Annotated in this window: 13 protein-coding genes; 4 read left to right on the top strand and 9 right to left on the bottom strand. The window is 42.5% G+C overall.

Translation table 11 applies throughout. The annotated features are described in order from the left end of the window. Positions 1–32: 32 nt before the first annotated feature. The 4 genes from B4U37_RS04440 to B4U37_RS04425 all read left to right on the top strand — a co-directional run bounded on the left by B4U37_RS04440 (position 33) and on the right by B4U37_RS04425 (position 4,508). Entirely contained in the window at positions 33–449 is a 417-nt protein-coding gene (locus tag B4U37_RS04440; RefSeq protein WP_088017257.1) for a pyridoxamine 5'-phosphate oxidase family protein, read from the top strand. 94 nt (positions 450–543) lie between these two features. Then, positions 544–1,665 (top strand): CdaR family transcriptional regulator, encoded by a 1,122-nt coding sequence (locus tag B4U37_RS04435; protein ID WP_088017256.1) that lies wholly within the window; start codon positions 544–546, stop codon positions 1,663–1,665. Positions 1,666–1,758: 93 nt separating this feature from the next. After that, a complete protein-coding gene (gene glcD / locus B4U37_RS04430) occupies positions 1,759–3,171 on the top strand; it encodes a glycolate oxidase subunit GlcD (RefSeq protein WP_088017255.1) in 1,413 nt (470 codons plus the stop codon). Then, positions 3,168–4,508 (top strand): (Fe-S)-binding protein, encoded by a 1,341-nt coding sequence (locus B4U37_RS04425; RefSeq protein ID WP_088017254.1) that lies wholly within the window; start codon positions 3,168–3,170, stop codon positions 4,506–4,508. The genes glcD and B4U37_RS04425 overlap by 4 nt, the downstream gene beginning before the upstream one ends. A 303-nt stretch (positions 4,509–4,811) precedes the next feature. On the opposite strand, the gene B4U37_RS04420 is transcribed toward B4U37_RS04425, so the two are convergent. The 9 genes from B4U37_RS04420 to murQ form a co-directional block, all read right to left on the bottom strand. Further along, positions 4,812–5,999 (bottom strand): anhydro-N-acetylmuramic acid kinase, encoded by a 1,188-nt coding sequence (locus B4U37_RS04420; RefSeq protein WP_088017253.1) that lies wholly within the window; start codon positions 5,997–5,999, stop codon positions 4,812–4,814. Between the two features lie 2 nt (positions 6,000–6,001). Then, a complete protein-coding gene (locus B4U37_RS04415) occupies positions 6,002–7,606 on the bottom strand; it encodes a glycoside hydrolase family 3 protein (RefSeq protein ID WP_245840057.1) in 1,605 nt (534 codons plus the stop codon). A 16-nt stretch (positions 7,607–7,622) separates the two neighbouring features. Further along, the gene (locus B4U37_RS04410; RefSeq protein ID WP_088017252.1) at positions 7,623–8,783 is read right to left on the bottom strand and encodes an exo-beta-N-acetylmuramidase NamZ family protein; all 1,161 of its coding nucleotides are present in this window, start codon (positions 8,781–8,783) and stop codon (positions 7,623–7,625) included. Positions 8,784–8,792: 9 nt separating this feature from the next. After that, positions 8,793–9,467: a hypothetical protein gene (locus B4U37_RS04405; RefSeq protein ID WP_088017251.1), complete on the bottom strand. Its 675-nt coding sequence runs from the start codon at positions 9,465–9,467 to the stop codon at positions 8,793–8,795. A gap of 49 nt (positions 9,468–9,516) precedes the next feature. Beyond that, positions 9,517–10,626, bottom strand: a complete 1,110-nt coding sequence (locus B4U37_RS04400; protein ID WP_088017250.1) for an ABC transporter ATP-binding protein — start codon at positions 10,624–10,626, stop codon at positions 9,517–9,519. A gap of 9 nt (positions 10,627–10,635) precedes the next feature. Continuing rightward, positions 10,636–11,439 (bottom strand): carbohydrate ABC transporter permease, encoded by an 804-nt coding sequence (locus B4U37_RS04395; RefSeq protein ID WP_088020144.1) that lies wholly within the window; start codon positions 11,437–11,439, stop codon positions 10,636–10,638. Positions 11,440–11,547: 108 nt separating this feature from the next. Beyond that, entirely contained in the window at positions 11,548–12,468 is a 921-nt protein-coding gene (locus tag B4U37_RS04390; protein ID WP_088017249.1) for a carbohydrate ABC transporter permease, read from the bottom strand. A gap of 61 nt (positions 12,469–12,529) precedes the next feature. Continuing rightward, complete coding sequence (locus B4U37_RS04385; protein WP_245840056.1) at positions 12,530–13,852, bottom strand: ABC transporter substrate-binding protein; 1,323 nt, start codon at positions 13,850–13,852, stop codon at positions 12,530–12,532. 22 nt (positions 13,853–13,874) lie between these two features. Next, positions 13,875–14,786 carry an N-acetylmuramic acid 6-phosphate etherase gene (gene murQ / locus B4U37_RS04380; RefSeq protein ID WP_088017248.1) on the bottom strand — a complete coding sequence of 304 codons (912 nt, stop codon included), beginning with the start codon at positions 14,784–14,786 and terminating at the stop codon, positions 13,875–13,877. Between the last annotated feature and the right edge of the window lie 10 nt (positions 14,787–14,796).

The raw sequence follows: 14,796 nt of genomic DNA, 5'->3' as shown, positions 1-14,796 counted from the left end.
AACTTTTTACAGGAAGGGTGTAGAGAATAAAAATGACTACCGACTTAAAAAGCAAGATCACGTCGATGTTCAGTAACCATAAGATCGGGACGCTCGCAACAATAAGAGGGGACCGCCCATACTCCCGTTTCATGCTTTTCTTCAATGAAGATTTGGTATTGTACTGTGCAACAAACGAGCACACTCATAAAATTGAAGACATAAAAGCGAACCCACATGTACATATCCTTCTAGGCATGGAGGGCACAAGTTGGAAGGAGCCTTACGCTGAAATTGAGGCACAAGCAAGCTTTGAAGACAGTGCAGATCTGAAAAAGAAATTCTGGGATGAGAAATTATCTGAATGGATTAAAAGTCCAGACGACCCAGAGTATTTGCTTCTAAAACTGACGCCTTCTGTTATTCGGTATCATGAGAAGGCAGGCAGTGAAGCAGAAGTGTTGAAATAGCAGTAGAAGCCTACCTATACTTATGGTAAGTTAACTATAACGACTAGAAAGCGGCCCTTCTTCATAGGCCGCTTTTTTTATAGGAGGTCTCCCTTTGCTACGAACATCCCTTGCCAAAAAGATCATAAGAGAAGTGAAAAATTTTATAGAAGAAGACTTAATTATCGTCGATACATCCGGTATCATCGTTGCAAGCACAGACCCTGATAGACTTAGTAATTTCCATGAAGGGGCATATCTTGCAGCAGCAGAAAAGCAAATGCGTGTGATATCAAAACAGGATGAAACAACTCTATCCGGTGTAAAAGCCGGCATCACCCTTCCCCTCTTCCATCAGCAAAAAGTTGTTGGCGTAATCGGTATTACAGGAACGCCAGAAAAAGTGCTTCCATACGGGGAATTGATCAAAAAAATGACAGAGCTATTGATTCAAGAAAGTCATTATCAGGACCAATTTGAATGGGAAGCAAGATCAATGGAAACATTTGTGTTTGATTGGTTATTGGAAGACGGGCCATCCACTTCCATTAAAAAACGTGCGGAAGTGCTAGGAATAAACATGGAAGTGAATCGACAAGTTATTTTAATAGAGTTTCAGACAAGTGAAGCGTTCATGAAAACAAAGAGATGGCATTTTTCCGAAATGGATGTGGACCTGAAGAAGGAAGACATTTTTGTGCAATGGGGACAGAACAGACTGATATTACTTCTGGCAAGCCATAATACTTTGAACAGAGAACCACTCCTTAAGATGCTGAAAAATATCCAATCTCAACTTCAAAGCTATATCGCTGCACCTATTTTTATGGGAATTGGGAAAGCATGCAACTATTCTTCGTTAAAAGATTCCTATCTGGAGGCTGAAAGAGCTCTGAACGCCTGTTCGATGGATGTGCCGATTATATTTGAAGAAGACCTTCGCCTTGAAATGATATTGCAAGCAATCCCTTTTGAGGTGAAGAAAGAATTTGCTCAACGTCTCCTATCACCTATCATATCGGAGAAGGATTTACTTGAAACAATTCAGGTCTATTTTACCTTCCACTTATCCTTGAAAGAGACGGCCAAAGCCATGCATATCCATGTTAATACTTTGCATTACCGCTTACGTAAAGTGGAGATGTTAACTGGTTTAGAACTGAAAAAACCGCATGATTTGACTACTCTTTACCTAGCTGCATGCTTTTGGATGATTCTACAAAAAAGCACTAGTTGACCAGCTATTACTTTAGATAAATATACATAGAGTTCCCCCCTTCCTTCTTTTAAAATAAAGATAAGATGTTTTATAGACTGGGAGGGTTTTTTTATGATAAGTGAACGGTTAAAAAAGCAATTCATCCATATTGTAGGATCCGAAAATTATTTGGACAGCAAGGCCGAAAAGCTTGTCTATTCCTATGATGCCACACCAAATTATCAAGCAATGCCGGATGCTATCATCGTTCCCCGCAACACAGAAGAAGTCTCTCAAATCGTAAGACTATGCAACGAACACAAGATTCCACTCGTCCCTAGAGGATCCGGCACCAACCTTTGCGCAGGAACCTGTCCAACAGAAGGCGGTATCGTGCTCCTTTTCACCCGCATGAACAAGCTCCTTGAGTTGGATGAAGAGAACTTAACAGCGACCGTTCAGCCTGGCCTTGTCACCCTTGATATGATTCAAGCGGTTGAAGCGAAAGGGCTATTTTATCCACCAGATCCAAGCTCCATGAAAATATCCACGATTGGCGGAAACATTAATGAAAATTCAGGTGGATTGCGCGGATTAAAATACGGTGTAACGCGAGACTATGTGCTTGCATTGGAGGCCGTTATGCCGAATGGGGATGTCATCCGGACGGGCGGCAAGCTGGCGAAGGATGTTGCAGGTTATGACCTTACAAGACTATTTGTCGGTTCAGAAGGAACGCTTTGCATCATCACAGAAGCAACGTTGAAACTTGTGCCCATGCCGGAAACGAAGCAGACGATGCTTGCCCTCTATCAAGATATCGAGGCCGCAGCCAAAACCGTTTCCACCATCATTTCCAATAAGATCATCCCTGCTACACTTGAGTTTCTAGATCAGCCGACCCTTGAGGTTGTGGAGGATTTTGCTAAAATCGGCCTCCCTACAGACGTGCAGGCTGTTCTTCTGATTGAGCAGGACGGCCCGCTTGAAGTGGTGGCAAGGGATATGCAAAAAATACAGGAGATTTGTCTGGCAGAAAGGGCTGTTTCCGTTCAGGTGGCTCAATCTGAACTAGAAGCAGAAGCATTACGTACCGCCCGACGCTCTGCTTTATCCGCACTCGCAAGACTGAAGCCGACGACGATACTCGAGGATGCAACGGTCCCACGCTCGGAAGTCGCCGCAATGGTAAAAGCGATCAATGAGATTGCGATCAAGCACCAGGTGAAAATCTGTACATTCGGACATGCAGGGGACGGCAATCTTCACCCTACAGTTGCGACGGACGCTCGTGACCACGAAGAAATGGAACGGGTCGAAGCGGCATTTGAAGACATTTTTGCAAAGGCAATTGAACTTGGCGGAACCATCACCGGCGAGCACGGTGTCGGAATGATGAAGGCACCTTACCTGGAGTGGAAGCTAGGGGCAGAAGGTATCGCAGCCATGAAGGCTATTAAACTGGCATTCGACCCGAACAACATCATGAATCCCGGCAAGGTTTTTGCGAAGGAATCCAGAAAACGGGTGGTGGTGTCAAGATGACCTCTGTAAAAGAAAAGCAAGTCATTCAAGACGAATTTAAAAAACGCATGGATGAGGATGAACTGCTGAACTGTATGCGCTGTGGCTTCTGCCTTCCCTCTTGTCCAACCTATATAGAGTCTGGTTTCAAAGAATCCCATTCCCCACGAGGCCGAATCGCCTTGATGAAAGCAGTGGTAGATGGCGTCATCGAACCAGACGAAGATGTCGAACGCACCCTTGATCTGTGCTTAGGCTGCCGAGCTTGTGAACCTGTTTGTCCTTCAGGTGTAAAATATGGCCACTTGCTTGAAGAAGCACGCGACATCATCAATCAAAACAAAAAGCACTCGCTTCCGGTAAGGGTGCTGAGGCAGACTGTTTTTGAAGGACTGTTTCCGTACCAAAATCGGATGCGTGTTTTGACAAACTTACTGGGAATCTATCAACGCTCTGGACTTCAAAGCGCCGTTCATCACTCTGGATTACTAAGATTGTTACCGGATAGTATGACAAGTATGGAGCGTGTTCTGCCAAAAGTGCCTACCATGAAGGAAATGAAAAATCGGCCTACACATCTGCCAGCCCTTCAAGCACAGAAAAAACGGGTAGCTTTCTTTTCCGGGTGTCTGATGGATACGATGTTCCTTAAGACAAATGATGCCACAATCAAGCTTTTACAGCATGCAGGCTGTGAAATTGTCATACCAAAGGAGCAAAATTGCTGTGGAGCGCTTCACGGCCATAGTGGCGAGAAGAATATGGGGAAGGAGCTTGCAAAGCGTAATATCGCTGCGTTTGAAGACTTGGAAGTTGACTATATCATCACCAATGCAGGTGGATGCGGAGCCTTTCTTGTGGACTACGACCATCTGCTGAAAGATGATCCCGAGTGGTTTATGAGGGCGGTTGCTTTTAAAGAGAAAATCAAAGATATGTCCGCCGTTTTGGTGGAATTGAAGTTTCATGAGAAAGATTTGTCGGTGCAACCACAACGAGTTACCTACCAGGACTCCTGCCACCTCCGCAATGTACAGGGCACCTTTCTTCAGCCAAGGGTTTTATTGCAGGCAGTGGCTGGTGCAGACTTCTATGAGATGAAAGATGCTGACCGATGCTGCGGCTCTGCCGGAATTTACAACATCGTCGAATCGGGAATGTCCATGCAGATCCTGGATCACAAAATGGAGAAAGTTGCCGAAAGTATGGCAACGACCATTGTGACTGCGAACCCGGGATGCTTGTTGCAAATGAAGCTTGGGATTGAGCGAGAAGGATTAAGCGGGGTGCTGAGGGCCATTCATATTGCAGACTTTTTGTTAGAGGGGTTGGAGGGTCAATTAGAAGGCAGCAAATAGGTTAGGGATCTGTGGATATCACGGATGAAGACCTCTCCCCTTCGATTTTCTTGCTAGAGATGTCTTCATAGCCCTGATGAAGCCCCCTCCCTTCCGATTTCCTTGAAAGAGATGTCTTCATAGCCCCGATGAAGACCCCTCCCTTCCGATTTCCTTGAAAGAGATGTCTTCATAGCCCCGATGAAGACCCCTCCCTTCCGATTTCCTTGAAAGAGATGTCTTCATAGCCCCGATGAAGACCCCTCCCTTCCGATTTTCTTGAAAGAGATGTCTTCATAAAGAAAAGAGACCTCCCTCAACTTTTCAAATCGTCAACTTCCCAAGCACCACCTGCTTAGCCGCACCAGTTGCACTTGGTACATTATTTGGCACACCGAACAACGTCTCATTTGCCAATAATGCAAAAGCCACCGCCTCTTTAGAATCGCTTGAAAACCCCAAATCCTCCTGTGTTTTCACCGCAAAACTACCTAACACCTTCAAGTAACCAAGAAGGGTAGCATTATAAGCCCCTCCGCCACTCACAACAAGCGTGTCAACTCCACCTCCACTAGGAAGAAATCGATCTAATTGATTTACAATAGTCATAGCTGTAAACATTGTTACTGTTGCCAAGATATCAGCAGAAGATAGCCCCTTCTCAAGCATTCTATCAACTAGCTTTCTCGTAAAAGTAGCCCCGAACATCTCCCTGCCCGTACTTTTAGGTACAGGCAACGTAAAGTAAGGATGCGCCATTAACTCATTTAAAAATTCCTCGTTGACCTTACCTCTAGCAGCCAGCTCCCCATTTTTATCAAACAAGAATTTACCATGCGTCAGAATACGAACCGCCTCATCCATAATCATATTCCCCGGTCCCGTATCAAACGCGATCACATCAGAAGCAGAGCCACCTTTAGATAGATAGGTAACATTCCCAATGCCTCCAATGTTCTGCAAGGCGATATTCTCCGTTTCAGAACGGAAAAGTAAATAATCCACATAAGGAACTAATGGTGCACCTTCCCCACCAGCCGCCATATCGCGGACCCGGAAATCAGAGATGACAGGGCATTGAAACTTCTCTGCAAGAACTGATGCTTCTCCGATCTGCAAGGTCGATTTTACTAAACCTTCCTCTTTCTGATCCACTGGGATATGATAAATCGTTTGTCCATGGGACCCGATGAAGTCAATATCCTTTAAACTTAAACCTGCTTTTTCCACAACCGAACGAGCAGCTGTGGAAAATAACTCCCCGAGTTTAAAATTAAGACTGCACAGTTTATCCACAGAGCTCTCGGCAGGGCTGAACTGTTTAAAAATCTCCCGTCTCAACGCTTGAGGAATATCCACCGTATCAAAGGCAAGTTGTTGATAACTCAGCTCTTCCCCGCTGCCTTTCACAGAAATAATTGCCACATCCACGCCATCTACAGACGTTCCAGACATAATGCCAAGTCCGATCCGCTCCGGTTTACTTGTAACGTTTAATAGTTTCTGAAGCATGGTTAATTTACCTGAGCTGTACCAAGTGTAATAGGTAGCTTCCCTTTTGCTTCCATTTCGCCTAAGAGGAATTTGCTGACCGACTGAAGGGCAAGTTTCCTGCTTTCATAAGTAAGGATATAGGTGGATACCTCTGGGAACTTATCCACATCATATGGACTTCTTAACGCGATAACGCCTACCTTATCACCATATTTCATAACAAGTCTTCGAACAAGATCCGCCTGTGAATCGTGCTGAACGGCTTGATATGTCGCAACCATTACTTTATCCACACCTGAAGCTAAAAGAAGTAGCTTTTCTATCTCTTCTTCCTCTGGAGTGACAGAAATGATGACTTCTGTTAGATTTGGTAATTTCCCCTCTAAGAAGCTACCAATAGTGACCTGTGAATATAAAGTTTCATCTGCTCCTGAGGTGACATAAGGATCTACAGATATCAGCAGAATTTTGTCTTTAGATGTAAGTGGAAGTAGTCCAACACTTTCCCTTACAAGTGTGATGCTCGCTTCACTAGCTGTTTGCGCAAGTTCAACATTGCTTGAAGTGCCAATTTCACTTTCACAATCATGCCATTCATGAAGACCTTCTTGAAGATTACGTGCTTTCTTCAATGTAAGAACCCTCTCCACCGCTGCGTCAATGTGCTCTAATGAGATCCGGCCCAATTCCACTGCTTTTATAACCGCTTCAATCGCACTTGTCTGTCGCTCAAACGTATGGCTGATCAGGACTTGATCGATTCCTGCTTCGATGGCCAGGATCGCAGCTTCTTCTATTCCAAAATAATCAATAATTGCATTCATTTCCATGCAATCGGTCACAACCACACCGTCATAGCCCATTTCTCCACGTAGTAATTCCGTTACAACCTTACGGGATAAAGTGGAAGGTACTTTCTCTGGATCAATAGAAGGAAAGGCGACATGGGCGACCATGACAGCATCCACTCCATGCTTAAATGCTTCATAAAAAGGAATCAGTTCCAACTCTTTTAATCTCTTTAAATCATGATGAACCACAGGAAGGTCTAAATGTGAGTCCACGCTAGTATCTCCATGACCCGGAAAATGTTTGACAACTGCAGAGACATTGGCATCCTGAAATCCCTTCACCGCTTGTACCCCCATCTTCGCAACAAACTCTGCGCTCTCGCCATACGAACGAACACCGATGACAGGGTTCAAAGGGTTGTTGTTCACATCAATGCATGGCGCGTAATTCATGTTTATCCCAAGCAAGCGAAGTTCCGTCCCCACTACTTTTCCTAGCTGGTAAACTGTCTCTACATCACGTCCTGCTCCAAGTGGCATGTTCCCGGGGCTTAACGTCACCCCCTCTGTTATACGGGCAACCATTCCTCCCTCCTGATCAATGGAAATGAACAGTGGAGCTGCTCCCGCATCCTTGGCAGCTTTTTGCAATTCTTTTGAAAGCGCATGAACCTGTTTGGGATTTTCCACATTTCGTGCAAAATAAATGACTCCGCTTATATGATAGTCTTTTATTAATTTCACTATCTCTTCAGAAGGGGCAGTACCGTGAAATCCCGCAACAAACAATTGACCAACTTTTTCTTGCAATGACATTTCGTGAATTGTCTTCATTCCAAGTCCTCCTCTATCATTTATAAAGTAATATGGAATTTATTCGTTTGTTCCAATCTTCTAATTTTCTGTCCCAGCTTTCTGCTACCACCTCATACGGCAAAAGGGCGTCGATTCCACACCGGACTTTTTCCGTTCCCCACAGTAGGTCGATAAAAGGGTGCATGCCTTCTTTAAAGGGTTCTAGCCACGCTGCCTCTTCATGCACAGAAAAGATAGAATGCAATAGCTCATAAGCTGCTTTGGAAACTTCTAAAGAGTCGCGACCTGTAACCAAAAGTTGAACTCCCTTACAAAGTTCACCAGCATGCTTACTCATGTTTGGTGTAAAGTAAGCAGGAATAAGCTCCACACCTTCTATGTTTTTATCAGCGAAATGCTGAATCATCTCTTCTGGCTTAAACCAAGGAGAACCAATCCACTCAAACGGTTTAGTAGTGCCTCTTCCCTCTGATAGGTTCGTTCCTTCTATAAAACATGTAATGGGATAACATAAAGTAGTGGTGAAGTGTGGAATGTTAGGAGATGGCGGAATCCATTGTTGCTGCCATTGATCGCCCCACATGTCACGACCCCAATTCTTTACCTCATACACATGCAAATCCACTTCCGGATATAATTCCTTTTGTATCAGCCTTGCATATTCCCCTATCGTCAACCCAAGACAAACCGGCAAGGAATGAGGACCGACAAAAGAAACAAATTCAGCCTCCGAGGTATTCCCTGACATAAGCGGTGCAATGGGATTCGGACGATCCATTACTACAAATGCCGTCCCAGTCTGCTGACAAGCCTCCATGATGTACTTTACTGTGGCTAAATATGTATAAAATCTTACTCCAACATCTTGAATATCAAAAAAAATGGCATCTACATCTTCTAACAACTCTGTAGATACCTTTTTGGATAGACCATATAAGCTAAAAACAGGTAACCCTGTCTTTTCATCAATAAAATCTTCTACATGCACACCTGCCTGAACATCTCCTCTTACACCATGTTCACATGCAAAAAGTTTATGAAGGGAGACTCCCTCCATCTCCTTCAACACATCGATGGTAGAGCGGAAATCGGAAGTAATTCCTGTTTGATTTGTTACAAGCGCAATTCTTTTTCCGCTCCACGCACCTGAATCTACTTCTACAAAACAATCAATTCCATACAAGACTTTGGCCATGTTTTCCTCCTAAATATTTGCCGTCTCCCAACTATCGATGTTTTCTTCTGTAGCAATAACGGTACTTGTCACGATATTATTGAAAAGTGTTGCAAGCGCAGGGAAAATAATGAAAAGGCCCACAACAGTTAATATCAATAAAGCAAAAACCGATAAGATTTGGAAGAACGATAGAATGGTATATAAAGGATTTTTCACCAAAAGTTTCACACTGGTGAAGATACTATCCTTCAATGAATACTCAAATTTCACCAATAAAGGAACCGTATAAATCTGACTTAAGAAAACCATGCCGCAAAAATAAGTCTGAAAGCACGCTAATGCAAAGGCAAACGTTCCACCCACTTGATGATAATGCCACCAGGAAGCAGCAATGATAAGGACGAAAAAGGACAAAAACAAGCTGTACCCGATACTTGGAAGGAAGTATTTCTTTACTCCCTGAAAGAAACTCTTAATGACAGATGTGCTTCTATCAAGCAGTAATTGTTGAACCGCCCAGGCAGCCCCAACAAGTAAAGGTCCCATTACGATCATGACGTATACAAGAGAAAAAGGCAGTTTAATGAGAAAGAAGGATGGACTAAGTACCGTCACCATTATAAGGCTGATCATGACCATAGAAACTATATGTTTGTAATATTCTCTCCCTGTGACTCTTATAATTTGTGTTAATCCATCCATTACACTCTCTCCTTTAATATCTGTTCTTTATTGCTATTGTTAAAGTCTATTAAAATATTCTTTTCTCTGTTTCAATATCAAACAGATGCATTTTATCTAGGTTGAATACATAATTTTTCGCTTCCCCAGGACGGACAAAACTCTCACCATGTACTTTCGCGGTAATCAAGCGATCACCAATCGAGAAGTAGACAAGGTTTTCCCCACCTAGATGTTCCATCGCCTTTACTTTTATGGCCGCTTTATTGTTGGTTGGAACCGTGAACGCAAACTCTTCATCGTAAATATCTTCCGGTCGTAAACCTAAGATAACCTTTTTGCCAACATAATCTGAATATTGTTTTACGAGTGCTTCTGGAATAGTGAAGATAATGTCGCCAATTCGTAAGGTAGATGCCGTTTCAAGTACTGCATCGAAAAAGTTCATTGGCGGTGAGCCGATGAATCCTGCCACAAACATGTTTGCTGGGTTGCGGTACAGTTCTCTCGGTGAAGCGATCTGTTGGACTTCCCCTTTATTCATCACAACAATTCGTTCCCCAAGTGTCATTGCTTCCACCTGATCATGGGTAACGTAAACGATGGTCGCCCCTAATCTCTGATGCAACTCTGCCAACTCAATTCGCATTTGCACACGCAATTTGGCATCCAAGTTGGATAAAGGTTCATCAAAAAGGAACACTTTCGGGTCACGGACAATCGCTCTACCTACAGCCACACGTTGTCGTTGCCCTCCGCTCAATTCTTTTGGTTTTCTATCCAACATCTCATCAAGCCCAAGTATTCTGGAAGCATATTGAACCTTCTTTTTTATTTCTTCTTTAGATGTTTTCATATTCTTTAATCCAAATTCCAAGTTCTGTTCAATGGTCATATGCGGATAAAGCGCATAGTCCTGGAACACCATCGCGATATCTCTATCTTTTGGGTGCATATTGTTTACTACTTTATCTCCAATGTAGATGTTTCCTGAAGTTTGTCTTTCAAGTCCTGCAATCATGCGGAGGGAAGTCGTTTTTCCACATCCGGATGGTCCTACAAAAACAAGGAACTCTTTATCTTTTATCTCAAAGCTGGCATCATTTACAGCAGTGAAAGTTCCGCCACGCTTTTCGTCCACGAAGGTTTTTGTGATGTTTTCCATAATGATACTTGCCATTTCTTCCACCTATCCTTTCACTGCACCTATTGTAATTCCTTGTAAGAAGTAACGCTGTAATGCAAAGAACAATATGAACATTGGCAGTGCAGCAAGCATGGAGCCTGCCATCATTGCCCCATAATCTGTTGCATCTTGGAATTTAAAACTAGCCAATCCAACTTGTATCGTTCTCATGGAACTGGATTGCGTAACAAGGAACGGCCAAAAGAATTCATTCCAAGTAGACACAAACGTGAAGATTGCTAATACAGCCACACCAGGCTTAGATATTGGCAATATAATCTTTCTGAAAATACCAATCTCACTGCATCCGTCGATACGCGCAGCTTGAATAAGAGTGGTAGGAAGTGTAGACATATACTGCTTCATCAAAAAGATATTGCCCACTACAGTAAACATGGGGAGCATAATGGCTAAATATGTATCTACTAGCCCGAATACATTTACAATCATAATGTAAACCGGAATCAATGTTACCTGTGCCGGTATCATCATCGTACCAAGCAGTAACCAGAAAATAGTATTTCTTCCCGGGAATCGCAGTTTGGCAAATGCATATCCTGCTAGAGAAGAGAAAACAACATTTGATAACGTTAAAACAGATGATACGAAAATACTATTGAATAACCAACGCAGTGCATCGGTTTCTGTCAAAAATCGAACATATGTGGCAAGTGTCACTTCGGATGGGAACCACTCAGGTTTAAAGGAGACACTGACAGTGGTATCCCGGAAGGAGGAAATTAACATCCAATATAGAGGGATGATGGTGATAATAACCCATAAGATCAGGATGCTGTAACTGATCACACTATAAATCTTCTTTTTGCGATTTCTTGCTTTTTCTTTTTTCAAAGCAATTTCTGCATAATTTTGATTGCTTACCGTTGTCGTTTCCAATAGATGTTTCCTCCTTTCCTAAAATTCAACATCAGATGACATGACTTTAAATTGGATGATGGAAGCCACAATAATTACGGCTCCAAGAACAAATGATTCTGCCGCTGCCAAACCGAATTTATAATATTCGAAAGCATGTGTGTAAATTAAATAGGCAATGGTGGTAGTCGCAAAGTTTGGACCACCTTGAGTCATAAGATAGATACTCATGAACACTTGGAAACTCATGATGATACCTGTTACTAAAAGATATAAAGTAGTAGGCTTCAATAGCGGCCATGTGATATTTCTAAACTTCGACCACTCAGAAGCGTGATCGATATCTGCAGCTTCATAAAGTGATTTCGGAATTCCACCAAGTGCTGCGAGGTAAAGAATAATACCGGCGCCATGTCCTGTCAGATAAGACATTAGCATGATAGAAAATAATGCTGTACTACTCTGCCCGAGCCACATGATGTTATCGATACCAAAAAGACCTAAGAACATATTAAAAAGTCCTGCAGTGGTAGGATCATAAATCCAGAACCATACTAATGCGATCGTTACCCCAGAAGCTACCGTTGGAAGGTATAAGGACGCTTTGAAAAAAGTTTGAGCCTTTTTGGCACGAGGAAAGATTAAGACTGCCAAAAATAGAGTAATGGCAACATTCACAGGCACAGTCCCCACTGTGAAAATGAATGTATTCCACATTGCTTTCCAAAAGATATCATCGTTCACCATCGTTTGATAGTTTTCCAACCCTACCCAAGTGGAACCTAATACATGATAGTTTTGAAAACTCATAATAAAGGCGTAACCTACTGGAAAAAGTGTAAACATTAAAAAGAGAATGATAGGAACGGCTATGAAGGCATAACACCATCCATAATCTTTTATAAACTGGGAGAAATTAAATTTGTTGGTAGTTGCGGCTGCTGCCGGTTTCGCTGACATGTCTACACCTCCTTGAAAATAAAAGAGGAAGAGCGTTACCCCCTCCTCTTTTCCTGTTACCTTACTTAAAGATTTCATCACCCTTGGTCTTAAACGTTTCTAACGCTTCTTCAGGTGTCAATTCACCGCTTAGTAGACCTTGGAATGTCGGGATGACAACTTCTGTACGGAAGCGATCATCTTTTGCCGCCATTTCAGCACTTGTGTTTGCTGGAGGTAACACTTTAGAAGCCAGAACTTCCGCTGCTGTTTCATTATAAGGAGCCAATGGCATTTCAAACTTGCCTTCAGCATCTTTATGAACTTGTGGCAATGCTAATGCAGCTGCAGCTTTACCAGCCTCTGCACTTGTTAGGTGTTCTAATACTTTAACGCTGTTATTCAAGTGTTCTTCTTTCGCATTCTTTTGAGTGAATAACATGTATCCTTCAGATCCACCGAATGATACTTGTTCTTCCCCTTCGTTATGAGGGATTGGCAATAGAACGAAATCTACTTCTTCCCCTTCGACTTTACCTGCTTTGATTTCTTCATTGTGAGCAGCTACTACCGGGTCGAAATAAGGGATAGCGCGCCCAAAGAACATTGCTTGGTGGTTATAGAACAATTCCATACGTTTTGCAGGATCCACTGCAGCAGTTTCTTTTGGCATGATACCAGAATCAACTAAGTTCGAGATATATTTCATTGTGTCTAAAATTTTATCGTCATTCCAAGTTGTTCCATCCGCATTATAACGGTTTGGCAGACCATTGTTCATCGCTAAATGAACAAGAAGTTCTTCGTTGTTACCTTGGAATACAAATCCGTAAGTATCTTCACCAGAGTCTTTCTTGCCAACACCTTTAGATGCTAGTTCTTCAAACTCATCCCATGTCCAGCCCTCTTGTTGGATCTTTTCATAATCAACGCCAGCGGCTTCTAGCATTTGTTTGTTTCCACCCCATACATGTAAGAACATGTAGATTGGCAATCCGTATAGATTGTCCTCAATTTTCATATAGTCTAAAGCAACTTCATTATAATCATCTTGAGATACATTTAATTTGTCATTAAGATTTACAATTAAACCGGAATCCACATATTTACCTTGTGGTTTCCCAAAATAAACATCCGGTGGATTACCAGAGTTCAAAGCAATATCAAACTTCTGTGGACCCTCAGCCCAACTTAATACTTCATATTCTACTTTAATATCTTCGTTTTCTTTTTCGAATGAAGCAATCAACTCTTCTAGTTCTGCTTCATATTCACCATGAACAGGATATGTCCAAACTGTTACAACGTCTTTTCCATCGGATGATGTCGATGAATTGTTGGAGCAACCAAGAATCACGGCAGCTACAAGCAACATGACCATTATTAAACTTAAACCCCTTTTCAAACCAATTCCCCCTTGAAATTTTTTATTTATTATAAGCCTTAATAGCCTTATAAACGAATCCCTTTGCGTTTTTCAATAATTCTGCCGCCTTGTCTTTGTCGACTTGGCAGGTGAAAATGAGAATGGCAATTTTCGGATTACCTTCTGATTGATCAAAAAGCTCACTAGCTTCATCAAATGTGCAGCCAGTCACATTTTGGATAATCCTTTTTGCTCGGTCCACCAATTTTTTATTCAGCGGTTGAACATCCACCATCAAGTTGTTATAAACTTTTCCTAGTTTCACCATGGAAGTGGTTGTAATCATATTAAGAACCAGCTTTTGTGTGGTACCAGCTTTCATTCTTGTGGATCCCGTGATCACTTCAGGACCAACCTCTATATTAATCTTATAATCTGCTACTTTATTAAGGGCAGAATCCTTTGTGCAGGTGAAGGAGACTGTACTTGCTCCAAGCTTCTTCGCTTCTTTTAGCGCACCTATTACATAAGGTGCTCTTCCGCTCGCCGTGATGCCTATAACCACATCATGAAGCCTTACCCCATTGCTGTGTATGTCAGAGGCTCCCAGTTCTTCACTGTCTTCTGCACCCTCCACCGCTTTAAAAATGGCCGACTCTCCGCCTGCAATAATCGCCTTCACCATTTCTGATGGAGTTCCAAAAGTCGGAGGACATTCCGATGCATCCAGGATTCCGATTCTACCGGACGTTCCTGCACCAACATAGAAGAGCCGACCTCCCACTTCAAAGGATTTCACCACTTGATCCACTACCGCAGCAATGCTCGGGATTTCCCTTTTTATATGTGTTGGAACTGTTTGGTCTTCCTCATTGATGACTTCAAGAATCTCTTCAGTAGATTTACGATCGATTTTTAATGTTTTTAAATTTTGCTGCTCTGTCACTAAGTCTTGTAAATTTTCTAATCCCATCATCACCATC

Origin of the sequence: Sutcliffiella horikoshii, from assembly GCF_002157855.1 — a bacterium.
In the GTDB taxonomy this organism is placed as follows: Bacteria; Bacillota; Bacilli; order Bacillales; family Bacillaceae_I; genus Sutcliffiella_A; species Sutcliffiella_A horikoshii_C.
This window is presented reverse-complemented; position numbering and strand designations above follow the sequence as displayed.

Bases quoted from the DNA above. Each gene is read 5' to 3' on its own strand.
- B4U37_RS04390 (WP_088017249.1), bottom strand. From the start codon at position 12,468: ATGTCAGCGAAACCGGCAGCAGCCGCAACTACCAACAAATTTAATTTC.
- B4U37_RS04440 (WP_088017257.1), top strand. From the start codon at position 33: ATGACTACCGACTTAAAAAGCAAGATCACGTCGATGTTCAGTAACCAT.
- murQ (WP_088017248.1), bottom strand. From the start codon at position 14,786: ATGGGATTAGAAAATTTACAAGACTTAGTGACAGAGCAGCAAAATTTA.
- B4U37_RS04400 (WP_088017250.1), bottom strand. From the start codon at position 10,626: ATGGCAAGTATCATTATGGAAAACATCACAAAAACCTTCGTGGACGAA.
- glcD (WP_088017255.1), top strand. From the start codon at position 1,759: ATGATAAGTGAACGGTTAAAAAAGCAATTCATCCATATTGTAGGATCC.
- B4U37_RS04410 (WP_088017252.1), bottom strand. From the start codon at position 8,783: ATGGCCAAAGTCTTGTATGGAATTGATTGTTTTGTAGAAGTAGATTCA.
- B4U37_RS04415 (WP_245840057.1), bottom strand. From the start codon at position 7,606: ATGAAGACAATTCACGAAATGTCATTGCAAGAAAAAGTTGGTCAATTG.
- B4U37_RS04420 (WP_088017253.1), bottom strand. From the start codon at position 5,999: ATGCTTCAGAAACTATTAAACGTTACAAGTAAACCGGAGCGGATCGGA.
- B4U37_RS04425 (WP_088017254.1), top strand. From the start codon at position 3,168: ATGACCTCTGTAAAAGAAAAGCAAGTCATTCAAGACGAATTTAAAAAA.
- B4U37_RS04405 (WP_088017251.1), bottom strand. From the start codon at position 9,467: ATGGATGGATTAACACAAATTATAAGAGTCACAGGGAGAGAATATTAC.